General features: G+C 59.4%; 22 protein-coding genes and 3 tRNA genes. 9 read left to right on the forward strand and 16 right to left on the reverse strand.

Features of this window, described 5'->3' with window-relative positions; translation table 11 throughout:
• Positions 1-2: 2 nt before the first annotated feature.
• Positions 3-644 carry a GDSL-type esterase/lipase family protein gene (locus tag ACO9S2_RS00665; protein WP_423719831.1) on the reverse strand — a complete coding sequence of 214 codons (642 nt, stop codon included), beginning with the start codon at positions 642-644 and terminating at the stop codon, positions 3-5.
• Between the two features lie 155 nt (positions 645-799).
• On the opposite strand from ACO9S2_RS00665, the gene ACO9S2_RS00670 reads away from it, so the two are divergent.
• The 3 genes from ACO9S2_RS00670 to ACO9S2_RS00680 all read left to right on the forward strand — a co-directional run bounded on the left by ACO9S2_RS00670 (position 800) and on the right by ACO9S2_RS00680 (position 4,715).
• On the forward strand, positions 800-2,524 hold the full coding sequence (locus tag ACO9S2_RS00670) for a HEAT repeat domain-containing protein (protein ID WP_423719832.1): 1,725 nt from the start codon (positions 800-802) through the stop codon (positions 2,522-2,524).
• 35 nt (positions 2,525-2,559) lie between these two features.
• Positions 2,560-4,068: an HD-GYP domain-containing protein gene (locus ACO9S2_RS00675; protein WP_423719833.1), complete on the forward strand. Its 1,509-nt coding sequence runs from the start codon at positions 2,560-2,562 to the stop codon at positions 4,066-4,068.
• Between the two features lie 95 nt (positions 4,069-4,163).
• Positions 4,164-4,715, forward strand: a complete 552-nt coding sequence (locus tag ACO9S2_RS00680; RefSeq protein WP_423719834.1) for an OmpH family outer membrane protein — start codon at positions 4,164-4,166, stop codon at positions 4,713-4,715.
• Between the two features lie 7 nt (positions 4,716-4,722).
• Here the strand turns inward: ACO9S2_RS00680 and ACO9S2_RS00685 are convergent, their stop codons facing one another.
• Together ACO9S2_RS00685 and ACO9S2_RS00690 are read right to left on the reverse strand one after the other, a co-directional pair.
• Positions 4,723-5,103, reverse strand: a complete 381-nt coding sequence (locus tag ACO9S2_RS00685; RefSeq protein WP_423719835.1) for a rhodanese-like domain-containing protein — start codon at positions 5,101-5,103, stop codon at positions 4,723-4,725.
• Positions 5,104-5,114: 11 nt separating this feature from the next.
• Positions 5,115-6,131, reverse strand: coding sequence for a PA0069 family radical SAM protein (locus ACO9S2_RS00690; RefSeq protein ID WP_423719836.1), 1,017 nt, complete (start codon positions 6,129-6,131; stop codon positions 5,115-5,117).
• 147 nt (positions 6,132-6,278) lie between these two features.
• Here ACO9S2_RS00690 and serS point away from each other — a divergent pair, with 147 nt between their 5' ends.
• The 3 genes from serS to ACO9S2_RS00705 all read left to right on the forward strand — a co-directional run bounded on the left by serS (position 6,279) and on the right by ACO9S2_RS00705 (position 8,297).
• The gene (gene serS / locus ACO9S2_RS00695; RefSeq protein WP_423719837.1) at positions 6,279-7,562 is read left to right on the forward strand and encodes a serine--tRNA ligase; all 1,284 of its coding nucleotides are present in this window, start codon (positions 6,279-6,281) and stop codon (positions 7,560-7,562) included.
• Between the two features lie 25 nt (positions 7,563-7,587).
• Positions 7,588-7,677, forward strand: a tRNA-Ser gene (locus ACO9S2_RS00700).
• 377 nt (positions 7,678-8,054) lie between these two features.
• Entirely contained in the window at positions 8,055-8,297 is a 243-nt protein-coding gene (locus tag ACO9S2_RS00705) for a thermonuclease family protein (protein WP_423719838.1), read from the forward strand.
• Between the two features lie 1,414 nt (positions 8,298-9,711).
• On the opposite strand, the gene ACO9S2_RS00710 is transcribed toward ACO9S2_RS00705, so the two are convergent.
• A complete protein-coding gene (locus ACO9S2_RS00710; protein WP_423719839.1) occupies positions 9,712-10,062 on the reverse strand; it encodes a PilZ domain-containing protein in 351 nt (116 codons plus the stop codon).
• 1,012 nt (positions 10,063-11,074) lie between these two features.
• Here ACO9S2_RS00710 and ACO9S2_RS00715 point away from each other — a divergent pair.
• The 3 genes from ACO9S2_RS00715 to ACO9S2_RS00725 all read left to right on the forward strand — a co-directional run bounded on the left by ACO9S2_RS00715 (position 11,075) and on the right by ACO9S2_RS00725 (position 12,254).
• Positions 11,075-11,168, forward strand: a tRNA-Ser gene (locus ACO9S2_RS00715).
• Positions 11,169-11,350: 182 nt separating this feature from the next.
• Positions 11,351-12,025, forward strand: a complete 675-nt coding sequence (locus ACO9S2_RS00720) for an FKBP-type peptidyl-prolyl cis-trans isomerase (protein WP_423719840.1) — start codon at positions 11,351-11,353, stop codon at positions 12,023-12,025.
• A gap of 153 nt (positions 12,026-12,178) precedes the next feature.
• Positions 12,179-12,254: transfer RNA gene (locus ACO9S2_RS00725), tRNA-Phe, on the forward strand.
• 94 nt (positions 12,255-12,348) lie between these two features.
• Here ACO9S2_RS00725 and ACO9S2_RS00730 read toward each other — a convergent pair.
• The 12 genes from ACO9S2_RS00730 to ACO9S2_RS00785 all read right to left on the reverse strand — a co-directional run bounded on the left by ACO9S2_RS00730 (position 12,349) and on the right by ACO9S2_RS00785 (position 25,032).
• A complete protein-coding gene (locus tag ACO9S2_RS00730) occupies positions 12,349-14,067 on the reverse strand; it encodes a class I adenylate-forming enzyme family protein (RefSeq protein ID WP_423719841.1) in 1,719 nt (572 codons plus the stop codon).
• Positions 14,042-15,199, reverse strand: coding sequence for a citrate/2-methylcitrate synthase (locus ACO9S2_RS00735; protein WP_423719842.1), 1,158 nt, complete (start codon positions 15,197-15,199; stop codon positions 14,042-14,044). Before ACO9S2_RS00735 ends, ACO9S2_RS00730 begins: the two co-directional genes overlap by 26 nt.
• Positions 15,186-16,097 carry a methylisocitrate lyase gene (gene prpB, locus ACO9S2_RS00740; protein ID WP_423719843.1) on the reverse strand — a complete coding sequence of 304 codons (912 nt, stop codon included), beginning with the start codon at positions 16,095-16,097 and terminating at the stop codon, positions 15,186-15,188. The genes ACO9S2_RS00735 and prpB overlap by 14 nt, the downstream gene beginning before the upstream one ends.
• Before the next feature lie 85 nt (positions 16,098-16,182).
• Positions 16,183-17,580 (reverse strand): MmgE/PrpD family protein, encoded by a 1,398-nt coding sequence (locus ACO9S2_RS00745; protein ID WP_423719844.1) that lies wholly within the window; start codon positions 17,578-17,580, stop codon positions 16,183-16,185.
• 149 nt (positions 17,581-17,729) lie between these two features.
• Positions 17,730-18,503, reverse strand: coding sequence for an enoyl-CoA hydratase-related protein (locus ACO9S2_RS00750; protein WP_423719845.1), 774 nt, complete (start codon positions 18,501-18,503; stop codon positions 17,730-17,732).
• Positions 18,504-18,519: 16 nt separating this feature from the next.
• Entirely contained in the window at positions 18,520-19,275 is a 756-nt protein-coding gene (gene meaB / locus ACO9S2_RS00755) for a methylmalonyl Co-A mutase-associated GTPase MeaB (protein WP_423719846.1), read from the reverse strand.
• A 13-nt stretch (positions 19,276-19,288) separates the two neighbouring features.
• The gene (locus ACO9S2_RS00760; RefSeq protein WP_423720687.1) at positions 19,289-19,753 is read right to left on the reverse strand and encodes a Zn-ribbon domain-containing OB-fold protein; all 465 of its coding nucleotides are present in this window, start codon (positions 19,751-19,753) and stop codon (positions 19,289-19,291) included.
• A 99-nt stretch (positions 19,754-19,852) separates the two neighbouring features.
• Positions 19,853-21,136, reverse strand: coding sequence for a thiolase C-terminal domain-containing protein (locus ACO9S2_RS00765; RefSeq protein ID WP_423719847.1), 1,284 nt, complete (start codon positions 21,134-21,136; stop codon positions 19,853-19,855).
• Positions 21,133-21,534: a cobalamin B12-binding domain-containing protein gene (locus ACO9S2_RS00770; RefSeq protein ID WP_423719848.1), complete on the reverse strand. Its 402-nt coding sequence runs from the start codon at positions 21,532-21,534 to the stop codon at positions 21,133-21,135. The genes ACO9S2_RS00765 and ACO9S2_RS00770 overlap by 4 nt, the downstream gene beginning before the upstream one ends.
• Positions 21,525-22,373, reverse strand: coding sequence for an MBL fold metallo-hydrolase (locus ACO9S2_RS00775; protein WP_423719849.1), 849 nt, complete (start codon positions 22,371-22,373; stop codon positions 21,525-21,527). The genes ACO9S2_RS00770 and ACO9S2_RS00775 overlap by 10 nt, the downstream gene beginning before the upstream one ends.
• A gap of 115 nt (positions 22,374-22,488) precedes the next feature.
• Positions 22,489-24,084, reverse strand: coding sequence for an acyl-CoA mutase large subunit family protein (locus ACO9S2_RS00780; protein WP_423719850.1), 1,596 nt, complete (start codon positions 24,082-24,084; stop codon positions 22,489-22,491).
• Between the two features lie 45 nt (positions 24,085-24,129).
• The gene (locus ACO9S2_RS00785; protein ID WP_423719851.1) at positions 24,130-25,032 is read right to left on the reverse strand and encodes a 3-hydroxyacyl-CoA dehydrogenase family protein; all 903 of its coding nucleotides are present in this window, start codon (positions 25,030-25,032) and stop codon (positions 24,130-24,132) included.
• Positions 25,033-25,050 lie beyond the last annotated feature (18 nt).

Below are 25,050 nucleotides of genomic sequence, written 5' to 3' on the forward strand. Positions count from 1 at the left end.
CGCTACGATTTGTTGGATAACGCAGGCTGTAAAACCTGCCGGTAGACGAGATCGGCAAAGAGACGATACCCCGCCGTGCTGAGGTGCAGACCGTCGTTGGAATACTCGCGGGCGAGCAGATTCGTGTCGGATTCGGCGGTTGCCGCAAACAAGTCGATAGCTGGAAACCCCTTCGTCCGTGCATACTCACCGATCAAGGTGTTGAGCTCGAAACGCCGGGCCAGATGACCGGCCACCCACTCCCATCCCTCGCGGCCGCCTGTTGCGTCTTCGACCCGCAGCGAGGGAACCGTGACCGGGACCGGCACACCGCCTGCGGCCAAGGTCTGCTCATACATTTTGGCCAGGTTGCGCATGATCTCGCCCAGCGACCCGTTCCAGCCCAGGTCGTTCGTCCCGCCCAGGATCACGACATAGTGCGGCTGGTGCGCCAGGACATCCCGACGAAACCGCACGAGCATCTCGCCGGTCAGTTCGCCGCAAATTCCGCTGGTCCGTACCTCTCCAGCGGCGCCGATCATCTCCTGCACCCAATCGCCATAGGGCGTGGACCGGCCTTGGGGGTTCTCCCTGGTCGGGGACTGAAACCCGGCGGTGAGGCTGTCGCCAAAGCAGATGACCCGAACGGGAAGGGGCTGATTCATGGTGGGCGATTCTACCGGCCAGGATGCCCCGTGACAAGCGGCCGGATAGCACGGCCGCCCAGAGCCTCCGCGGGTCAAGAATCCCGATTTTCTTGACGATTTCCGGATGTCCCGATATTTGTAGTCCTATGCCCGACCTGAAAACAGCCCAGCAGATGATGGCTGACGCTATAGCCGCGAAGCAGCATGCCGATCCCGAACTGACGTCGGTAATCCAGCTGCTCAAATCTCTGGACCGCGCCTCGAAAAATGTCCGCACCTTCGGCCTTCGCAATAGCGTCGCGGAAAAGTTTTTCAGCCAGTTCTATAGCGAACTAACCACCCACCTGACCCGATTCGACGCATTGACTTTCACCGTGCAACGAGACGGCCTCTACCTCAAAGAACAGCTGGTCTATAGTTCGAAAACCGACGAGGCCGGAGAAAACTTTGCCTTTACGCTCTACAGCGACGGCATTCGAGAGTTGACCCTTCACCCCGACATCACGGAAGAAGACGTCCTCTTCTTTTTCGATGCCTTGTGGGATACCTCTGGTCCTGCCGCCTCGGCGGACGATGACATCGTGACGCGCCTGTGGACGAAAAATCTCCCCACCATCACGATCGTGACTGCTGACGAAGTCATGAAAGTCTCGGAGATCGATGACATCCTGACCCCGCAAGGGCAAACCCCGCCGGAAGCCTCTCTCCGGGACATTCTCGCTGACGCTCGCGCAAAAGACGCGACCGACAAACAACACGATCAAACCCAGAAGCCCCGACTGACCTCCGGCATCATGGGCTATGAAGTCTCGGAATTCGAACTGGCGGGGCTTGAACGCGATATTGCGGCCGAGTCGGCCCGTGACAGCGCCTCCTATGTCCTGGAGATCCTCGGGGCCATTCTCTCGTCAGAACGATCCCCGGCCTTGCTGCTCAAAGTCCTGGACGTCTATGACGGCATTCTGACCTCGCTCGTCCAAGGCGGGCACTGGCACCTGACGGAGCAGGTCCTCACCCTGCTTTCCGATGCCGAAGCCATGCGCCCGGACCTGACGCCGGAGCACAAGGAGAAAGTCAGGGCGATGCTGGAGCGGACCGGACAACCGGAACGCGTCAGCCTGATCGAACGGTACCTCAATACCACGGAGGAGCCTGCCTTAGAGGGGCTCCAATCGGTGCTCCTTATGATGCCACCGTCCGCGATCCCCGCTCTCTGCGTGCTGCTCGGCAATCTGGAACAGCCCGCGCATCAAACGTTGCTTTCCGGTGTGCTGACCGACCTCGCCAAAGAGACCCCGGACATCCTCGCACGACATCTCACCGACCGGCGGCCGGCGTTTGTGCGCAATCTCTTGAACATTATTACTCACTGGAGTAATCCCGGCCTGGCAGACGCTGTGGAAAAGATCATCCGCTACCCGGATCCGCTCATCCGGCGTGAAGTGATCCGGACGCTCTCAGTGCTCAGACCATCGGGCAGCGGCGCCAAGATCGTCCCGCTATTGAACGACCCGGATGAAGCCGTCCGCCTGGCGGCGCTCAAGCCCCTGCTGACCGGCCACTACACGGCTCCGTTTTCGGTGTGGGAACCGATCGTCACAGCGGAAACCTTCGGCGACCGTCCACCTGCGGAAAGACGCAATATCTTCCACGCCATGCGCGCCACGGCAGGTGATGAAGCCGTCCCATTCTGGACCCCCCTTCTCACGGAATGGGGATGGACGAATCGGAAAAAACGAGAAGAGCTGGCGCTCATGGCCGTCGATGCGCTCGGAAAACTCGGAACCCCGGCCGCGCAACGTGCCCTGCAGACCGGCGCCGATAAGGGCACGGCTGCGGTGAAGAAAGCCTGCCTGACCGCTCTGGCCCATATGACGAAACACGCGGATACGCCCTAGCCGACGCACCATTTTGCCCTGCAAGGAGTCGTCTTGTGACTGAACCATTGCGCACTACCACCTCCGTCACATCCGCGGCCGAAGCGTCCCAGCCCATTCTGACCCATGAACAATCGCTCACGAAAAAGATAGCGAGGGGATCGGAAGCCGGAGACATCTTCGACCAGCAGGTACTCATGCTGGGCACTCAATTAGTCACTCAGCTGAGTATCCTCATTAAGATGTTCCGCATACACGGGAGGACGAACGCCGCACTCGACAACCCCGTCGAAACCGCCATGACCGTGATTGCGACACTGGCCCATGAGGAACCGGCCTCCATCAGGCTCCAGAACGATTTTCTCTTTCTCGGCCAGCGGCACCTGAAAGTCACATCCGCCCAAATGCCGGTCTTTTCGATCGTGATCGACACGTTCAATAAGTGGAATATCGGCGGGGTTTCGTTTGCATCAACGACCACGGCGCGGGACCTCCGTGAGTTTGCCTTCCACCTCGCCAGCCTTGACGCCACCAAACACTCATTGGAAACCCTGCGGACCACGCTGTACACACAATCCGTCAGCGGCATTGCGATCGAGGAGCGCCGGGTCCTTCGTGGCAAAGCCACGGCGAAAACTCGCTATGCCAATGCGGCGGCCGCTGTCGGAACGCTCATCCAAGACTCCCGCGAAAAAGGCACGATCGGATTCAAGCAGGCCAAGCGGGCCATTCAGAGCATCGTCGATCTCATGATGAACGACGAAGCCTCCCTCCTCGGCCTGACCACCTTGCGCTGCCACGATCAATATACCCACAACCACTCCGTCAATGTTTCTCTGCTCTCCATGGCCTTAGGGAACCGGGCGGGCTATCCCAAGGTCGAGCTGGCCGACTTGGGGCTCGCGGCCCTCTTTCACGATCTCGGGAAAGCCACTATCCCGATGGAAGTCCTCAACAAACCGGGCGAATTCACGGAGGATGAATGGCAGATGATGCGCAATCATCCGACCGAAGGGGCGCTCAGCTTGGCGCAGATGCGCGGGATCACCAATTTGCCCGGACGCATGGCCTCCGCCTCGTTCGAGCACCACATGAACCTGGACTATTCCGGCTACCCCAAACTCAACGTGCCCTGGAAACTGTCCATGACCGGACGCATTCTCATGATCGCGGACTGCTACGATGCCATGACCTCGTCGCGGGTCTATCGGCGGGAACCGATGTCGCCGGCCAAAGTCCTGAACATTATGTTTGCCAAAGCCGGAGCCTCCTTCGACCCCACGCTTATGAAACTCTTTATGACCTGCGTCGGGATTATCCCGATCGGCAGCCTCGTCATGCTGAACACAAACGAACTCGCGATCGTCCTGAAGCCCGCCGCCGACCAGGCCGAGGCGGAATATCCCTACGTCAAGGTGATCACAGACCCGTCCGGCACGCCCGTCGATAACGGCCGGGAACTGGACCTCCGCGAGAAGGACGAGACGGGCGAACACTGTCACTGGATCATCCGGCTCATCGACAATACCGAACGCAAATTCGACACCAGCCGCTATTTCGTCTAACCCGGTCCTGCGCCTTGACAGGCACCCATCGCCTCGTTATTCTGACCCACGATCAGCGAGAGTCCTGCGTTATGCTTAGCCTAAGGAGTATCCATATGCGTCTCCCGGTCTTCCGGACCCTGTTCGCGGCCGCCCTCTTTTCCCTCGCACTCGCTCCACTGTCAGCCTCTCTCCAGGCCGCGGAAGCGTTCAAAATGGGCGTGGTCGATCCCCAAAGCGTGCTCGAAAAATCAAAAGCCGGCAAGAAAGCCCTGGAGGGACTGAAGGAATATGTCTCCACCCGCCAGAAGCTGCTCTCCCGGGATGAAGAAGACTTGCGCAACTACGAAAAGCAATTGAAAGAGCAAGCGGCCAAGTTGAGCGACGCCGAGAAGAAAGAAAAAGAGGCGCAGTTCCGCAGCAAGATTCAGGACTACCAGCGCCGCGCACAGGAATTCAACCAGGAATTGCAGGGCAAGCAAAAGGAGCTGGTGGACGACTACATGAAGCGGATCGCCGCGGCCACCCAGACTGTGGCCGAAAAAAGCGGCTTCTCCCTGGTCGTCGACAAGGGCAGCGAACAGACCATCAAAATCGTGATCTACAGCAAAGACACCATTGACCTCACGGAACAGGTCGTCAAAGAGTTTGACCGGGTCAATAAGTAACCCCCCGCTAGGCCGGCTGCCCCTTGTCCAGGGGACAGCCGGCCTCACGCCAGGCCTTGATTCCCCCGTCCATCGAAAGCACATCGGTATAGCCCATCTGCTGAAGCGCATCCGCGGCCAGGACAGACCGGTATCCGCCTCCGCAGTACAGAACGATCGGGGCCTGCTTGTCGGGTATCGCCGTCTCAATATCGCGCTCGATGATACCCTTCCCAAGATGACGGGCTCCTGCCGCATGGTCTTTCACAAACTCATGGTCTTCACGCACATCGACCAAATGAAACCGTTCCCCTCTCGCCAGCCTGGCCTGCACCTCGGCGACGGTACAGACCTGAACCCGCTGCCTCGCCTGTTCCACCAATCGAAGAAATCCGGGGTTGTGCTGCATCGGTTCTCCTCTTAATCAAATAAGGAAGTTTGCGCGCCCTCTGGGCGTCTGAATGTCTGAGGGATCCCGCTCGCATCTCCCGCATCGAACCCGGCTTTTCGCTTCGCAACCTCGAACAACTGCTCAACCATATACCAGTAGGTCCCGCTCCCCTGATGGCGCTTAAAAAATGCGCCCTCGGTCAGCTGCCCCTCCCTGGTCTCTCGCAGCCGGTTCACAATCTTGCCGAACCGGTCTGGGAAAGCAGCTTTCATCCGTTCGAGAAACACCGGTTCGACACTGCCGGAGAGCCGCAGCAGGCTATATACGGCCGTCTTTGCTCCGGCTTCACGCGCTCGTTCCAGCAACGCGGGAATATCCTCGTCATTGAGACCGGGAATAATCGGAGCAATCGAAATGCCGGTCGGGATTCCGGCATCCGCCAGCGCCTGCATCGTCTCAAACCGCTTCGCCGGCGAGGGCGCCTGCGGCTCCACAAGTCGCGCCGTGTCGTCGTCCGCAAATGGAATACTGACGTACACCTGCACCCAGGCCTCCCGGCGCAAGCTGGTCAACACATCGAGATCGCGCCTCACCAGCGCCCCCTTGGTGATCACCCCCACAGGATTCCGGTACTCGGCACACACTTCCAGGCAGGCGCGTGTCAATCCATACGACGCCTCGAGCGGCTGATAGCAGTCGGTGTTACCGGAAAAGACAATCAACTCACCCTGCCATGAGGGCTTCCCAAACGCCCGACGCAAGAGCTGAGGAGCCTCTTCCTTCACGATGATTTTCGTATCGAAGTCGGTTCCAGCCCCGAATCCCCAGTACTCATGTGACGGCCGGGCGTAACAATAGGCACAGCCGTGAAAGCACCCCCGGTAGGGATTGACGCTCCAGCGAAAGGGAAGATCCGGGCTGTCATTCCGGCTGAGGATTTCCCGGCTGGCGTCTTCAAAGACCACCAGCTTGGCGGGAGGAGCCGGCTCCAGCAGCTCGCGGTGCTGCGACTCAAAGGGATTGGGCGGATTGGCAACCCTGCGCATGGCGCTATCCTGTCCAGACGTCTCCGTCCTTGTCAATCCACCACGCCCCGCCGGAGGATCGCCGGCTTGAAAACATGTACTAAGCGGTTTCGTTGACTCCGCCACGACCAGGTGCTAGATTCCTCGGACTTTTTGAGGAGTTGAGTCGTGTACGACCTACGTCAGCTGCGCGATAATCTGGAATCGATCCGTGAACGCCTGGGCCGCCGGGGATCCGACGTGCCCTGGGAGGCGATGAAGAAACTGGTGGAGGAGCGCCGGAGCATGACCACACAGGTGGAGCAGCTCCGCCACGACCTCAAAAAAGGATCCGACGACGTGGCCCGCCTGAAACGGGAGAAGCAACCGGCCGACGACGCCGTCGCCGCCATGAAACGGCTCGGCGACCGGATTCGCGAAATTGAAACCGGCCTCCGCTCGGTCGAAGAATCCCTCGCCGACCTCAATCTGCGCATCCCCAACATCCCGCATGAATCCGTTCCCGCCGGACAGGACGCAGCGGACAATGTGGAAATCCGCCGGTGGGGCACCTATCCCGCATTCTCATTCGCACCCAAACCGCATTGGGACCTGGGGGAAGCCCTGGGCATCCTGGATTTCGACCGCGCCGCCAAGCTTGCCGGAGCGCGGTTTGCCGTGATGCTGGGCGCCGGCGCGCGACTGGAGCGTGCCTTGATCAATTACATGCTGGACCGGCATACCACGCAGCACGGCTATCGGGAAATCCTGCCGCCGCTCCTGGTCAACCGGACGACCATGACCGGAACCGGACAACTGCCCAAGTTTGAAGAGGATCTGTTTCGCCTGAAGGATGAAGACTACTTTCTCATCCCCACGGCAGAAGTCCCGGTAACGAACCTCCACCGGGACGAGCTGCTCGATGAAGAGACGCTGCCGATTCGCTACACCGCCTACACCCCCTGCTTCCGCCGCGAAGCCGGGTCGTATGGGAAAGATACCAGGGGCCTTATTCGACTGCACCAGTTCAACAAGGTGGAGCTGGTCTGCTTCTGCTCACCAGAAAACTCTCACGCCGAGTTGGAACGGCTCACCGGACATGCCGAGAGTATCTTGCAGGGGTTGGGACTGCCTTATCGGGTTGTGACACTCTGCACCGGAGACATGGGCTTTTCGTCCGCCAAGACGTACGACATCGAAGTGTGGCTCCCGTCCCAACAACAGTATCGGGAGATTTCCTCGTGCAGCAACTTTGAGGCGTTCCAATCCCGGAGAGCCAATATCCGCTACAGGACAAAGGGGAACAAAAAAGAGTCCAAAACGGAGTTCGTCCACACCCTGAACGGATCAGGGCTGGCCGTCGGCCGAACCTTGCTCGCTATCCTGGAAAACTATCAACGGGAAGACGGGAGCATTACCATTCCGGAACCCCTCCGCCCCTACATGGGAGGGCTTGACTGCATCCGCAAATAACGGCACATATTGCAAGCACGGCTACGGAGGGGTGACGGAGCGGCCGAACGTGCCAGTCTTGAAAACTGGAGACCTCGCAAGGGGTCCGCGAGTTCAAATCTCGCCCCCTCCGCCATCCTTTCCCCGACAATTGACCGGCAGCGCCGACTCCAAGAAAATCATCAAGGGCCGACCCTCTGCACAGAAGGATGAACGCGCGGAAGGCAATGTTTCCACGCGCCGCCTATGAGCAGATCACAGGATCGTGGCGAAGCAGTAGAAACTGCCATGAAAGATTCGCCCCTAGCACTGAACTCTCACACACGAGGTGATTGATGTCGCCTGGAGCAAAACGAACTCTTATCGCTCGTCTCATGGCAGGGGCTGGCTGCCTCTGCGGGATACTTGGATCTACGCTGTCGCCGGCTACTTATCAGATAGCGGACCACACGGACTTCGACTGGTTTGCGGGCGGAACATTACTGCTTGTGTTTGCCATCTACTTGTTAGTCGATGGGGCAATGGCATTTCAAAAATCTCACTCCTGATCTGACACATGGGCTTAAGAACAGAACGCTTGTGACGAAAGAAATAGAGGAGTTTGGCCGCACCATCGCCGATGTTTTCGTTCCGGACGACACGAACGTCAATCACACACTGATCAAAGAGAGCTGGTCCTGGTGGTATCGGAAGTATGCGCCGGAGGATACGGTGCTGGAAGGGTTCGAAAACGAAGCGGGGGCGGCAGTCGCTTAACCAGGTGTCCACGGAACTGGGGGAAGGTCAAGGCGAACCCTTCATATCTTTGGAGGCTCGGCGCTGTTGGGGCCGTGCCCCCCCGCCTCGACAGGAATAAGGCGTTTGGGACTGTCGTGTATGTCATTGAACCTGACGCACAGGCGAACCTAAGCCGATACCCCGCCCGATCGCGATTTTGTGGGGTGGTGGCGGAAAAATGGAAACTCACGCCGAAAGACCAACCGTGCCCGTCCCGGCTTCGCTCCTTGATCGTGGGCCTAAATTGGTACCGGGTGAAACCACTCCTGTGATCGGTCCAGTTCCACAGCAATGGCGTGAAGAACAGATTGTTACATTTTCTCGGGCGGCAAGGCGGAGTGAATCGTCAGCGGCTTATTCTCGTGAACTGGGCAATAGGGCCAATCCTGGAGCGGCCCCTCGATGACTTTCTCACAGGAAACCGCTGCGTCACAGTCACCGCAATATAGCAGGGCAGGTGTGCCGGCGAGCCATGCAGCCCACTGCAATTCTCTAAGCTGGGATTTCAGCCTCCGGCGTTCCTCGGAAACCTCTTCCTGCGTCGCCAGTCGCGCCATCTCATCACTCCACACTCAATTTGAATAAAGCTCTCTAGTCTGATGGGTGTCAGCTGTATTACGTGATGACTATGAGCAAGGCCGATGCCACTTCGCGAATCGTGGTATCTACGCATCTAATGGGGAATTTAGAGCTGCCTAGGCCATATGATCTGCATTCTCGTATGGAAATCCCTGCATCAAAACGGAAGAGGGGTTCTACCCGGATTTTATGAACACCTAGTTTAGGCTCATTCTGGACAAGGAGGGTGTCATCTGCCAGCGGTGGCAGCGATGGAGACCGGAACTGACCACCAGACGGATCCACTCTCAGACGGATCGATAACATCCGGTTCAATAGCGTTCCCTAACCCTCCACTCTGCTGCTTTTAGGTTGGGACCGTGATGTTCCTTGCACTGTTCAGGAAGCAGCTTTCTCGTTCCCAATGACCGTCAGTTTCCCTTTTGTCTTAGTTAAGGGAGGCTAGAGCGTGGGATTCCGTTTGCAACGCCCGTATACCGACAAAGCGACGCCTTTTTTCTAATAGCTTGTTCCTAAAAGGAATCTCGCCCCTCAAAGAAACGGGCATGTCATAGACAATTAGCATGATCTAAAGATTGGGGGGCACCACACCTGTGGCTAAACAGTGGCAGAACTATCCAGTCCGATCAATCTTGATCGGTTCCGCCCCTGCCCCTAAATCTACTGTAAGTGATTGAAAACGAAAGGATGGGACGAGATCAGCACCTATAGTCCCGGAGGCTTCGCGGGCTTCAAATCTCGCCCCCCCGCCATTAACCGCTGTCTCAGAATCCTGTTCTTACAGACCGGATTCCATTCCCACAGGCAGCGACTACTACGCGCGAATCAGGATTTGCTCACAGGGTTGACTCACGGGCTCTTTCCGCTGCTGCTCTGAGTATCGTTCCAACCGCGCTCTCTCGCGCGCATCGACCGTAATGAAGTCGATACCGACCCATTGATTTCTGACCCACCGGACCTCTGCCAGCCGGATAAAAACATGGGTGTCGTCGTCCGGTAACCAGAGACGCACCCTGACCAAGTCCCCCGCCTTGAGAGAGCCGGGAGTTCTCAGCCGTCGATCCGTCCCGGACATCTCATAAATACAGCCATCCGCCCGGTACTGCGGTGCCACCGAACTCAACACGCAGTCAATCGTGATCGTTGCCAAGGACTTTAGGTACATGATTCTCCCCTGGGTGATTCGTTCAGGTTCTTACGTTACTACTTCACGACGGGCATCACTATCCCCCAGAAGTTGGATAGACCGAACACCTGATATCTGCCGGTGCGGCTGACGAAACGCGTCCCTCCTTTTAGGAAGCACACCCTACCTCTACGGTATTTCACACCTCACCGGGACCTCGTATCTTGTCGCATGTCGCTCTCACCGGTCAGATGACGAAAGGCACCGGAGTACGCGCGCCACAACAAACGGGCTGACCAGCGGAAGGAGGACGCCCCATGGAAAAGCACATCGGCAAAGTTGGAGCGATTAGCCGAGAAGTGAAAGGGAAGCCCTGCGTATTCTGCGGGGGTCATCAGTACCAACTCAGGCTAACTCCCGCACCTGAGCCTGGAACCGTGAAGTTGCATGCCCTTTGCACACAGTGTCACCGGCAAAATGCGATCGGCAAAAACCTGGGCGAAATTATCTGGATGTAGGCTACCTACAACCGTGAAGTCGCTCTTCCACCGCAGGCAGAGGAGAGAGGTATGATGCCCCTCACACGATGGAATCGTTACCGCCGCACTCGCGCACAAAAACGGAAAGCCCTGCAACTGCTCGCACTAAGCGGCGTGGTTCGCCCGAGCACCAGTGAACCTCGCTATACGCTCTCGCCCTTGAAAGTGGCCGCGATTCATGACCGTCACGAACACCCCAAGCGCCCGCGGAACATCCTCGGTACAGTCCAAGCCCAAACGCCTCAGCGCCCGCGTCAATCACATCCGGCCGCAAACCGTCTCCTGGTGACCGCCAGAGCATGGTTTGAACAAGTCCTCCAATGCCTGAGAAGGGTACAATGGGACATAGCAAAGTCGGACTGGCACTTTCCCTCTGTTCGATAAGACCTTTCACTTGTGCCGCTCATACCGGCTGAGGTATTATCACCCCGCTCGTTAGCGGACGATTCCCCACTGACGAAAACATGCCCGTCATAGACCCACGGACATGAGACCCATCGCAGCCCTATCGTGGAGAGGTGGCCGAGTGGCCGAAGGCAACGGTTTGCTAAACCGTCGTAGGGACTAAAATCTCTACCGAGGGTTCAAATCCCTCCCTCTCCGCCATTTTTTCCATCCGGGCTGTTTGAGCACACTCCTGAGCCTCCCCCTTAACCAGATTGCACCTTTGAAATGGCTAAAGAGACCCGGCTCCGTCGTTTTCAGTTGTGCGATCGGAAGCGGTATCGTATCTTACGAGTGACACAACACCATCTCATCATCGAGCCACCATCACGAAAGGATGACCCATGCGCATCGTTGCATTGCTTGCGGCTCTGTTGCTGACCGCTTCTCCCACACTGGCGTCTTCGGGAGATCCTACCACTGACGACCAAAAGACCCTGTATGCCCTGGGATTGGCCATCAGCCAGTCCCTGGGGACGTTTGCCCTCAGCGAGTCGGAATTGGAGTTTGTGAAAACCGGCATTACCGACGGGGTCCTGAAGCGCACCCCTAAAGCGGATCTCCAGGCGTTCGGGCCCAAGATTCAGCAACTCCAGCAGGCCAGAGCCGCAGCCGTGGCCGAAGGCGAGAAGAAAGCCGGCGCCGCATACCTCGCGAAAGCCGCAGCCGAAAAGGGCTCCACCAAAACGGACTCCGGCATCGTCATCACCCCGATCAAGCCGGGAACCGGCGCCACGCCAAAAGCGACCGATACCGTGAAGGTCCACTACCACGGCACGCTCATCGATGGCACTGTGTTCGACAGTTCAGTGAAGCGCGGCGAACCAGCCACCTTCCCGCTGAGTCAGGTCATCAAGTGCTGGACCGAAGGCGTGCAGCAGATCAAAGTGGGAGGCAAAAGCCGTCTCGTCTGCCCTGCCAACCTGGCCTACGGAGATCGGGGATCGCCTCCGACGATTAAGCCCGGCGCAACCCTGACGTTTGAAGTTGAACTCTTAGAGATCGTCGCCCCTAAGTAAGCGACAGCGAGAGACAGAAGGGCGGCAGCACGAGCATCGCGCTGCCGCCCTTCTTTTTTCCCAGAGGACCAAAAGACAGGCCCAAATGGCCTTGACCAACTCACGGCTCCTGCGGTATTGTCACCACCTTCCAGAACGCGACTCTTCTGGCGTGCCGAGGTAGCTCAGTTGGTAGAGCACAGCCCTGAAAAGGCTGGTGTCGACAGTTCGATTCTGTCCCTCGGCACCACATCTTGTTTACAATCTCATTGACCTGCAGCATCCTCCCGTTTTGATTCCTTCCGGCCTAGCCGCTACGGATTCGTCGTCCAGAACCAATGCTGTTACTCCTCCTTAAACTGCTGATCACGGTAAGCCAGTAAGATGGCAGCGAGCCGGGTTTTCAGCTCCAGGCGTTTGGGTTTTCCGGTCGAGGTGTAGGGAATTTCTTGTCCGAAGAGAATGATTTTCGGACGTTTGGAGAAAGGAAGCAGACGGCGGCAGTGTTCCTGCAGGTCCCGCGCCGTCACCGTAGCGGCTCCGAGACGCGGGACCACATAGGCGGCAATTTCTTCTCCGTAGTACCGGTGCTCGAATGGAACGGCCATCGCGAACTGGACAAGCGGATGACTCTTCAACGCATCGTCGATCTCCAGCGGGGAAATATTGACGCCGCCTCGAATGATCAATTCCTTCAGCCGGCCTGAAATGAAGAAAAACGGCCGCCCCCTGTTGTCCCGCGAGTAAAATCCCTCGTCCCCGGAACGGAACCAGCCCCATTTGAAGGCCGCCTCATTGGCGTCGTCGCGCTTGAAGTATCCGGCGCAGACGGTTCCGCCACGGATGCAAATTTCTCCCCGTGTCTTTTCCGGCGCAGGCATTCCGCTCTGGTCGAGAATGGTCATCACGGTATGCCGTAACGGCACACCGATGGAGGGGAACTCATAGTGGCTCAGCCAGTGACGATGTTCCTCGGGCGATAGATCGTTCGGCAAGAAGCTGGAATAGCAGGTGGTTTCCGACAGGCCGTAGCCATGGTGGATCGGAAAATGAAACCGCTCTTCAAAGTGCAGGGCCGTGTCTTTCAGCAACGGTCCCGCGCCGCAGATGAATCCTCCGAAACGGTCGAGCCGGTAGGGACCAAGATCTTCGTTCGCGTCAAGAAGAAATTCCAGCAAGGTAGGCACGACGCTGACGCAGGTGATGCGCTCTTCATGCAGTCTCCGCCAGAAGGTGGCGCTCTTGAATTTCCGATTGAGGATCAGGCTCCCCTTGCAATAGAAGGGCGTGACGAGCGTAACGACGGTTCCGTTGACATGATGGATCGGGAGCACGCACATCACACGATCGGTTACGCCGAGGTGATGCCAATCGGCGATCGCGTCGGCGTCGGCCAGCAGATTCTCCACTGTCAGGACCACCCCCTTGGGCGGACCTGTCGTCCCGGACGTATAGACGATGAGGGCGACATCATCCAGGCAGGGGGCAGGAGGCCGGGAGGGAGAGGTCGTACGGGGCACGTCCCTCTTGCATCCAGCCTCCCCGCCCCCGCCTTCCAAGAAACCTTCGTCATTCAACGCCATCACATGTCGCAAGGCCGGCAGGTCCCGCTGTAGCTCCGTCACTTCCTCGACAGCACTATGCCAGCAGCAGACGGCCGAGGCCTCCGAATGCTCCAGGATAAAGCGCTTCTTCTCCGTCGGCTCTTCGATGTTGATCGGTACGACCGTGATTCGCGAGATCCAGGCAGCAAAATACAGGACCACGGTGAGGTCATGGTTAAACAGAATGGTCGCCAGACGGTCTCCGGGCCGGAGCCCGGCCTGGTCATGAAGAACAGCGGCGGCCCGTTGAACGGCCGTGCCGAACTCCGCATAGCTGTATGTACAGCGGCGTTGTCGATCATCGTCGTAGTAGGTGAGGAATGTCCGGTTGGCCAATCGTGGATCGTCGACTCGGGAGGTCAAGAACTCTGCGAACGAACTCCACGGGAGCAGTGGCGGGCCTTCGTCCATCTGCCGGGCTTGTGCAATATGTTCAGCGACGGCCATCAATGTGGACATAAATCTGTGGTGCCGGTCCGGTATACAGCGCCCTGGGCCGGATCAGCCGGTTGTGATCCTGCTGTTCCATGACGTGGGCGCACCAGCCGGTAATACGTGAACATACAAAGAGGGGCGTGTAGAGCTCTCGCGGAATGCCCATCAGGAGGTAGGCCACAGCCGTATAGAAGTCGAGGTTGGGGTAGAGCCCCTTCTCCTGCTGCATCACGCGGTCAATGGTCGTTGCGATCCCGTACCAGCGGAGGTCGCCGCAGATCCGGCTCAACCTGTCGGCATGTTGTTGAATGATGGCCGAGCGCGTGTCGCCCTTCTTGAGCACGCGATGGCCGAATCCCATGATCCGGCGCTTGTGTGCGAGGGCCTCCCGCACCCACTGTTCCGCGCGGTCGCCGCTCGTGACGTCGAGAAACATCTCTGCGACGGCTTCATTGGCTCCCCCGTGGAGAGGCCCTTTGAGCGTGCCGATCGCGGAAGTGACGGCTGAGTACATGTCCGTCATCGTCGATGCCGTCACCCGGGCCGAGAAGGTGGAGGCATTGAATTCATGCTCGGCATAAAGCGTGAGCGACACATCGAGCACGCGGGCCATCGCCCGGGCCGTCTCGTCCCCTCTCCGCCCGGTGAGGAGGAACAGCAGATTCTCGGCAAAGCTCAGGTCCGGTTTCGGCTCCAGACCGGGTTTCCCGTTGGCGAGCCGATGGACCGTGGCGATAATGAGCGGAATTTGCGCCAGCAACCGGAGCGATTTACGAAGGTTCGCCTGATGGGAATTGTCCGCGGCCTCCGCATCGGTCATGCCCAGCAGAGAGACGCTGGTCCGCAGAATGTCCATGGGATGAGCCGCGGGGGGAACCATGCCGAGCAACGCTTCGACCGGGCCGGGCAGAATGGACTCTGCCGCCAGCTGCATCGCGAAGCCCTTCAGCTCTTTCCAGGTCGGGAGCTTGCCGAAAAGCAACAGATAGGCCACCTCCTCAAACGTGGCGTTGCCCGCCAAATCGCTGACCGCGTAGCCCCTGTATCTCAGTCCCCCTTCGCCTTCATCCACATGGCACAGAGCGGTTTCACCGGCGAGGACTCCATCGAGGCCCGGGCTGTACGCCTGAGTTTTTGAGGTCTCACCCACTGCCATGGTCATCCTCCGTGGAGTGAAAGTGCCGGTCCCGTCGCTCATACTCCGCGTACCGCAGCAGGTCATAGAGCTCCCCCCTGGTCTGCATCCGCTCCAGCAGGCCGCGCTGCGAACCACGGCTTCTCAGCTCCGACAGCATCTGGTCGATAGCCTTCGTCGCCATCCGCAGGGCTGTGACCGGGAAGAGCACCAGACGATAACCCAGGTCCTCGAACTCGCCGACGCTCAGGTAGGGAGTCTTTCCGAATTCTGTCATGTTGGCGACCAGCGGCGCTTTGCCTCCCTCCCTGGCGAGTTGCCGGGCAAACAGGCGGAATTCGTCGGCAGACTCGAGCGCTTCCGGGAAGATCGCGTCGGCACCGGCATCGATATAGGCCCTGGCCCGTCGCACGGCCTCGTCCAATCCTTCGACGGCTCGCGCATCCGTGCGGGCCACAATGAAAAACTCCCGGTCTTGCCTGGCATCGCTCGCCGCACAGATCTTGCTTACCATCTCGCTCGTCGAGACCAGCCGTTTGCCCGGCAGATGTCCGCATTTCTTGGGCAGCTCTTGATCTTCAATTTGCATCCCTGCCAACCCCGCCTGCTCGAATTCCTTCACCGCCCGCATCACGGCGAGCGGGGGGCCGAAGCCCGTGTCCGCATCCACGATCGCCGGGATCGTGACGGCCTTGGTCATAGAGGCGGCATCGGCGACCACTTCCGCCAGAGATAACAAGCCGATATCCGGCAATCCTCGTGCGGCCGACAGACCCGCGCCCGAGACGTACAGGGCATGAAACCCGGCACGCTCGATCTGCATGGCCGTCAGAGCGTTGAAGGCTCCGGGCAGGACGACGGTCTGCCGCTCGATCAGCTCACGCAAGCGTTGGGGCTTAGATTGGGCGGGGTGATCCATATCCTGCTCTCCGACGACCGGGACTGACTGACATTCAGGCTCAGGTTAAGAGAGGATCGATCCATCGCCCTTCATGTCTCGCCTCTTAACCCCGGCCTTTCAGCTTGAGAAGGGGCATCAACGCGCTGACATCCTTGACCTGGTCGAGCTTCCACACGAAATCGATCAGCTTGTTCATGCGGGCTCGCTCTAATTTCCCCGCCGCCAGCCGGCGGAATTTGTCTTCGACATCATGATCGGACATTCTGTTCTTGGGATGGCCGAGAGGATAATCCACCTGTTGGACATAAGAGTGTCCGGCTTTCGTCCGAACCATAATCCGCGTCGGCATCGCCAGCGGATAACGGCCGGTGAACTCGGACAGCGGAACCACGCGCACCTTCTGGATCAACTCATGTACAACCGGATCGGCAAGACGTTTGGCTTCGAACGAACGCTGCGTCACCTTGCCGTCGAGGAGCGCGACTGCCACACAGTAGGGAAAACTGTGATCGGCGGTCTCTCTCGTCTGAGGGCGCCACTTTTCCGGATCCCGCCCGATGATTTCCATGGCGACATCATAGCTGCCGATTTCGACATCTGTGATGCCCGCAAGTGCATCGGTTCCTTCTACTTTGAGCATGTCCGCTCTGAGCGCCAGGACCGCTTCCACGGCCGTCTGCGCGTGATACTCCACCGGGTAATGCTTGACATAGGTGTCCAGAATCTTGAACGTGACCGGCTCTGAGGCTCCCTGCTCGCCACCAAAGGGCGCAAGCTCGAACGGCCCCGACACGAGTTTCATGAACCCCTTCTCCCCTTCGAAGATCGGAGCGGGGCCCGTCATCCCCCGTTGAGCCAGCGTGGCCGCGAAGACGCCGTTGCGCGCCGCGTTCGAGAACGCGCAGGCCTTCCACATGGACAGGTCCCCGACCCGAGTCTGCCGCAACGCGATGTTCGCGACGCCCGCAAGGTTGATGGCATGCAGGGTCTGTGCATCGGAGAGCTTCATCACCTTGGCGGCGCCGAGGGCGGAGGAAAAGGAACCGTAGGTCACATGATCCCAGCCGCGCGGGCGCAAGGCCGCCGCGTCGCAGAGGCGGCACTGGACTTCATAGGCAAGCGCAATGGCCTGGATGACGCGTTTGCCGGAGGCGCGAGAGGCTTCTCCGACCGCGAGTACGGCGGCAATGTTGTCGGAAGGGTGTGCGGGTTCCCTGGCGAGATAGGTATCATTGAAGTCGAGATAGCGGACAAGCGCGCCGTTGGCGAACGTAGCAAGGTCAGGAAGCGTTTTATGAGTCGTTCCCCAGAGCGTGGCGCCATCGGGGACGGTGACAGTCCGACCGATCCCGCGCGCGATCCGGCAGGGCAGCGCGTTCCAAGCCCCGAGCGCACAGCCGAGGCTGTCGAGGACTCGCCGTTTGACTTCGTGCACGACAGCGCCGGGCAGGTCATCGTAGCCCAGCGCCCTGCTGTAGCGAGCGAGACGTTCTGCGAGCATCCTTTACCTCAGACGGAACGTCAACCGTCATGCGACATGCGTCAATCGTGGGAACAACAGGGAACCATTTCTCTACATCGCTTCTCCTCTTTCGATTGACGTGTGACCATTGACGGAACCGGCGGTTGACGCATGACGAATCACGTTCTTCACGCATCGGCAAACTTCGGCTGCCGCTTTTCGAGAAACGCCTGAACGGCTTCCTGCTTTTCCGGAGTCACACATAACCGGCCGAACAATTCCGCTTCCCTGGCCAACCCTTCAGACAGGGGAATGTCGAGGCCGCCCCTGATCGCGTGCAGCGCCGCCTCAATGGCGTTCTTTCCCCGCGCCGTCATCAGGGCCGCGATGGCTTCAGCCTGTGCCACCAACTCATGCGGGGGTACGACCCGGCTGACAAGGCCGATTCGCAGAGCCTCCTCGGCCGCCAGGCTCTCACCGGTCAGGATCATCTCTGCCGCGTGGGAAGCCCCGACGACGCGCGGCAGTCGTTGGGTGCCCCCGAAACCGGGAATAAGGCCGAGTTTGATTTCCGGCAACCCCAACAGAGCCCCGGCTGCCGCGACCCGAATGTGGCACGCCAGGGCCAGTTCAAGCCCGCCGCCGACACAAGTTCCGTTGATGGCAGCGAGCACCGGCTTCCCGGAACGCTCGATGCGGCTGAGCAGGGACTGCCCGCGAACCGCAAACTCCGAGCCGCCATGCGCGGTATTGAGGTGTGCCAATTCATTCATGTCGGCCCCCGCACAGAAAAACCGTCCGGTACCGGTCACGATCACCACTCGAACGTATTCATCCTCTTCCACCTCGTTTAAAACCAGTTCGAGCTCCTTGAGCACCGGGAGATTGAGCACGTTGGCCGGTGGATTATGCAGTGTAATCCGCGCAACATGGCGAGTGATGGTCAACAATTGGTGCGGCATGACATCCTCCAGCTTTTCACAAGGCAGCGACTTTCCGGTTAAGACGAACGGGCGAACCTTCCAGGCCGCGCAGCCGTTGATGCCCGGCAATGGCCGCGACGAGTTCCGGAATCCCTTCTCCTCTCATGGCTACGGTCCGGAGCACGGTCGGACACCAGTTTCGCAGGTCCCGCAACGTCGTATCCGCACCGGCCAGATCTCCCTTATTGACGACGACAATGTGAGCCACTTCCAATAACCCGGCTTTCATCGCCTGCACCTCATCGCCGAGACCGGGGGCCACGACTGCGACCACGGTACGGGCGAGATCCATCACATCCACTTCGTTCTGACCGACTCCAATCGTCTCGATCAGAATGACCTCGTACCCCGCCGCTTCCAACACCAAGACTGCGTTGCCGGTCGTTTGGGCGAGCCCCCCATGATGTCCACGCGTGGCCATGCTCCTGATATAGACGCCGGGATCGAGCGTATGCTCCTGCATCCTGATGCGGTCGCCGAGCAGCGCGCCGCCCGTCAGGGGACTGCTCATGTCGACGGCCAGAACCCCGACTTTCATCCCCGCGCGGCGATAGGCGGTCACGAGTTGATCGATGAGCGTGCTTTTGCCGGCCCCTGGGTATCCGGTAATGCCGATCACGGCTGCGTTATGCGGGACCGGGGCCAGGAGGCGGAGCATGGCGAGGCCCTCCGGTTCATGATTCTCCAACAACGTAATCAGACGAGCGACGGAATGGACGTCTCCGGCCTTGACCCGATCGACCAATGCCACCGGGTCTCCCGCTTCACTCCTTGTCTGCAGGCTCGAACCACACATCTGTCACCTTGAACGATGGTGTCCTGGCGAAACGCGCGATCACCGGCATGCCGATGCGGACTTCGTCCGGCGGCATGCCTTTCAGCCGCGAGAGGAATAATGTGTCGGCTCCGTCGAATTCCACCAGGATTAACGTGAACGGAGTGTCTTTGAGGAATGCTTCACCGCCATAGTGACAGGTGGTAAAGGTGTGGATGCGGCCGGTGAGCGGCAACTCGTTCCACGCCGTCGGTGCGCCGCACTCCATACAATGAGCACGGGGAGTGGCATAGCTATACCCGCACGCCGTACAACGTGAGCCGAGCAGCTTCCCCTTGGTCAGCCCGATGAAGAACGGTGAGTCTTGGGCGTAGCTATGGCGGTAATCAATGTCGTAATGATCATGAATGACCAGCGGGTCTATGCCGTACAGGATGGTGCCTTTCTCTCGCATCACGTCGCTCCTCTCCTTTGGTGGCACGTCATTCGTAACTCGGATCATGTCGTTCGCGGGCGATCTTCTTTTGTTGTCTCGCGAGATACGTTTCACGCCTCATGCCGCCTCCAAGATCGACACGGTGATATAGGTCCCCGTCCCGGCGTGGCTGTGGATCAAACCGCGCTTGGCCTGCTGGACTTGGAGTCTCTCGTCGCCCAGATGCTTCCCGATAGAGCCCTGCAACTGCCAGAATGCGAACACGGCCTGCATCAGACCGGTGGCTCCGACCGGATGGCCGCAGGCGAGCAATCCACCGGAAGGATTCACAGGAAGCTTGCCTCGCTCAGGTAGCTCGAGGCCGTAATCGACGGTGGACAGGAACGACATACCGCTCTCCACGAACCGGCCGCCCTCGCCATACTTGCAGAGGCCCAAGTCTTCGTAGGTCTGAATCTCCGAGGAGCTGTACGCGTCGTGCAGCTCGATGAAGCTCAACTCCTCTCCCGGATTGCTGATGCCCGCCATCTCATAGGCCAGTTTCGCCGCCATGCGACCGCCCCTGAAAGAATGCACGCCGGGATATCTCAGATGCCGATAGTCCGATTCGCTCTCGTGCGGGAGCAGCAGCACTTTGCCGTGGGGGCGGTCCGCCATGCGCATCGCGTCGGAACCGGACCCGACGCCGGTAATCTTGACCGGATGGTCGCAGACCTTGGAGGCGACCGCTTCCGAGGCCAGGAGACAGACCGCCGCACCGTCCGACATGGTGCAGATATCCTCCATCGTCAGCGGCGTGGCCACCATCGGGGACTCCCGCACCTGTTTGATCGTGAGCCGTTTGGCTTTCTGCGCGTAAGGATTATAGAGGGCGTTCGCATGGTTCTTGATCGAGACCATCGCCATCTGCTCGACCGTGGTACCGAATTCATGCATGTGCCGCTGGACCATCATGGCGTAGTACCCGCTGTAGAATCCGCCGACCGGGAAGTCGAAGTTGGTGTCGGAGGCCAACGCGATAAACTCGTTCCCTTTCCAGGTATTCACCCGCGACATGGTTTCAAACCCGAAGGCCAGGCAACAGTTCATGCGCCCGGAAGCCACGGCTTCCCAGGCGGACTGAAAACACAGGCCTCCGGTTGCGCCTCCCCCTTCGACACGCTTGGAGGGTTTCGGACACAGTCCCAGATAATCCTGCACCATGCTCGCCGCCTTGAGCTGTCTCGTGAAATGATCGGAGAAATATGATCCGACGGCTCCGTCGATCATGGCTTTTGAAAAGCGCGGCACGTCATGCAGCGCATAGTCGTACGCCTCTTTCACCATGAGACGGAAGTCTTTATCCTGCTGCGCCTTAGCGAATTTTGTGATTCCGCCGCTGATCATATAGACCGGTCTCATGATTGGAGCCCTTTCAGGAAGTTCACAATCTCGTTCATGGACGTCCCCGGCCTGAACAGCGCCCGAACGCCGTCCGCTTTGAGGCCGGTAAGATCTTCGTCGGGAATGATCCCGCCGCCGAACAGGACGATGTCCTCGGCACCCTGCTCTCGAAGCAGCGCCAGGACTCGCCGGAAGAGCGTATTGTGCGCGCCGGAGAGGATGCTCAATCCGATCGCATCCACATCCTCCTGAATCGCCGTGCTCACCACCTGCTCCGGCGTCTGGTGGAGACCGGTATAGACCACTTCGATTCCGGCATCACGCAACGCGCGCGCAATCAGCTTCACTCCGCGGTCATGGCCGTCGAGCCCCACTTTGCCGATCAAGACTCGGATAGGTGTCGCCGCTACTGCCATGATTGCACCTCACGGAGAACGTACCTGCCCGCCTGATCCTTCCTGACATGACCCGCCTGAATCAGCGGGTCATGCTCGAAGAGCAGCAGCCAGTTCTCTTCGCAGGCCCGGTCCAGGATCCATCGTTTTGTCTCGAGCGTCTGAATGGGCTGCAGGTCGTAACCCATGATGTAGGGAAGAGGGAGATGCGACACGGTCGGGATCAGATCGCCGAGAAAGAAGGCCACCTGCCCTTCCGATTCGATCCTGACCCCCTGGTGGCAGCGCGTGTGGCCGGCAGTGACGATGGCGGTGATACCGTGGAGTAATTCCGTGTCGCCCCGCAGGAGTTCCCACTGATTGCGATGGGCGATCGGCGCGAAGTTGTCCCGCCGGTAGCTGGCTTTGGTCCGTTCATTGGCCCCGGCGGCATCCTCGAATTCACCCTGTTGCGTCACATACCGGGCCTTCGGAAAGGTGGGGCTGATCGTCTCGTCTGCCTCCCTCATGGTATTTCCGCCCGCATGGTCAAAGTGCAGATGGGTGTTAATGACCATGTGGATGTCTTCTCGACCGAGACCCAGTCGCTTCAAGGAGTCCAGCAGGGTTGGGGTCCGGTCGACGGCAAACATGTGGTGAAACTTGTCGTCTTCCTTCGAACCCAACCCCGTGTCCACCAGAATGTTCTTCCCCTGCGCCCGGATCAGCAGACAGGTGAGGCTCAGCGGGACGCGGTTCAGCTCGTCGGCGGCACAGCATTTCTCCCACAGCACTTTGGGGACGACCCCGAACATGGCGCCGCCGTCGAGCCTGAACCGGCCGTCGGTCACGGGATAGATTTCAAAAGATCCCAGTTTCATGGCTTCCTTTCGGAAGGGGCGGGTGGCGTGAGGCTAGAGGCAGAAGGGAAAGAATCAGTTCCTACTTCGAGCCCCTAGCCCTTTGCCTCTAGCCAGTCCCGCGCCAGCGCGGGCGTTATAACACCACCGGCTCCCTGTATGGCCCAAAGACCTCTTTCAACGCTGAGCAAATCTCACCCAGTGTCGCCTTGGCTTTCACCGCCTCAATCAGAGCGGGCATGACGTTCTCGCCGCAGGAGGCGGCTTCCTGCAATTCCTCCACGGCGCCGGCCATTTTGAAGGGATCGCGCGATTTGCGGAGATCCGAAAGGCGCGCCACCTGTTCGCTCTCCACTTCAGGCCCGACCTTGAGAATCGGGATCGGGCGTTCCTCCCGCTCCACATAGTCATTGATCCCGACGACAATCCGCTCCTTCCCTTCCACTTCGCGCTGATACCGCTGCGAGGCATCGAGGATTTCCCGCTGTGGAAACCCCTGTTCGATCGCCTTCACCATGCCGCCTCTGTCATCCAGCTTCCGGAAGTAGTCGAGCGCCCCTTCCTCCAGGCGATTCGTCAAGGCTTCGAGATAGTATGACCCGCCGAGGGGATCCACGGTGTTGGTCACTTCGCTCTCTTGGGCGATGAGCTGCTGAGTACGCAATGCGAGCTTCACGGCCTCTTCAGACGGCAAGGCCAGCGTTTCGTCCATGGAATTGGTATGGAGGGATTGCGTGCCGCCCAGCACTGCGGCGAGCGCCTGCATCGTGGTGCGGACCACGTTGTTCATCGGCTGCTGCGCGGTCAATGAACAGCCGGCTGTCTGAGCATGACAGCGGAGCTGGAGGGAGCGTGGGTCTCGGGGGGCATAGCGGCGCGCCATTTCGCGGGCCCAGAGCCGGCGGGCAGCCCGGAACTTGGCGATCTCTTCAAAGAAGTCGTTGTGGACGTTGAAAAAGAACGAGAGCTGCGGGGCGAAACTGTCTACGGGGAGGCCGGCTCTGACTGCTGCATCGACATAGGTCACACCGTCGTACAGCGTGAAGGCCAATTCCTGGACGGCCGTCGAGCCGGCTTCTCTGATGTGGTATCCGCTGATGCTAAGCGGGTGCCATTTGGGAACCTGCCTGGCGCAGAAGGCGATGGTGTCGGTGATGAGGCGCAGCGAGGGCTCCGGCGGAAACAGCCATTCTTTTTGCGCGATGTACTCCTTCAGAATGTCGTTCTGCAATGTGCCGCCCAGGCTCCCGACGGAGAAGCCGCGCTTCTCCGCGACCGCCAGGTACATGGCGAACAGCACTGCGGCCGGTCCGTTGATCGTCATCGACGTCGTGACCTGGTCGAGCGGAATGCCGTCGAACAGCCGTTCCATGTCGGCCAAGGACGAGATCGCCACGCCGCAATGGCCCACCTCGCCATGAGCCCGGACGTCATCCGCGTCAATTCCCATCAACGTCGGCATGTCGAACGCGACACTCAGGCCGGTCTGTCCATGCCGGAGGAGGTATGTGAAGCGGCGATTGGTATCCTCGGCAGACCCGAATCCGGCGAATTGGCGCATGGTCCAAAGACGGCTCCGATACATGGTGGGATACACGCCGCGGGTGTAGGGAAATTTGCCCGGCATGCCGAGATCGTGCTCGGGCGACCAGCCCTTCAGATCGTCGCGCGAGTAGACGCGATTGATGTCGAGCCCCGAGAGAGAGGTGAACCGAGGTTTGCGTTCATCCATGATGCTTCGCCTCCTGGATCACCGTCAACCATCAGCCATGAATCCTTATCCGCTGCTCGGTGATGACGGATAACCGCTGGACACCGCAGCTTCATACAGATGGAACCCATGGCCGGTTTTCCGCCCCAGCCACCCGGCTTCGACATAACGGCGGAGCAGGGGGCAGGGGCGAAACTTCGGATCGCCCAGGTCCTGGTAGAGGACCTCGCAGATGGCGAGCACGGTGTCCAGCCCGATCCGGTCGGCGAGCGCCAGCGGCCCCACCGGATGATTCGCCCCCGTCGTCATGGCCAGATCAATGTCTTCGGCTGTCGCGACCCCTTCTTCCAACGCAAAGATTGCTTCGTTGATCATGGGAATCAGGACCCGGTTCACAATGAATCCCGGCACGTCCTTGGCCACGACGGGCGTCTTGCCCAGGCGCTTCGCCAGCTCAAGTGCCAGATTCAACGTGCGTTCGGATGTTTCGAGGCCGTGGACAACCTCTATGAGTCGCATGACGGGGGCAGGATTCATGAAATGCAGGCCGACCACTCGATCGGGTCTGCCGGAGGCAGCCCCCAGCTTGGTGATCGAAATCGACGACGTATTGCTGGCGAGAACCGTGTGCGGCCGGCAGACCCGGTTCAGTTCGGCAAAGAGTTCCTGTTTCAGGGCGAGATCTTCCGGAATCGCCTCGATGACGAGTTGAACCTCGCGCAATCGCTCGAGCTGCACCATCGGACGGATGAGCGCCAGTACCTCCCCCGCTTGATGGTCGGTGAGGCTGCCCCGTTCCACGGCTCGTTCCAGGCCGGCTTGAATCTTGGAGAGGGCCTCCGTTAAGGGAGGTTCAGCGACATCGACCAGCAAGACGCGATAACCGGCCGTGGCACAAACCTGGCTGATGCCGCGGCCCATCTGGCCGGCGCCGACGATCCCGATCGTCTTAATGTCGTCGAGTGTCATAAGTGCCTCGGGCGAGAG

This window comes from Nitrospira sp. NS4, assembly GCF_049546785.1.
Lineage (GTDB): Bacteria > Nitrospirota > Nitrospiria > Nitrospirales > Nitrospiraceae > Nitrospira_D.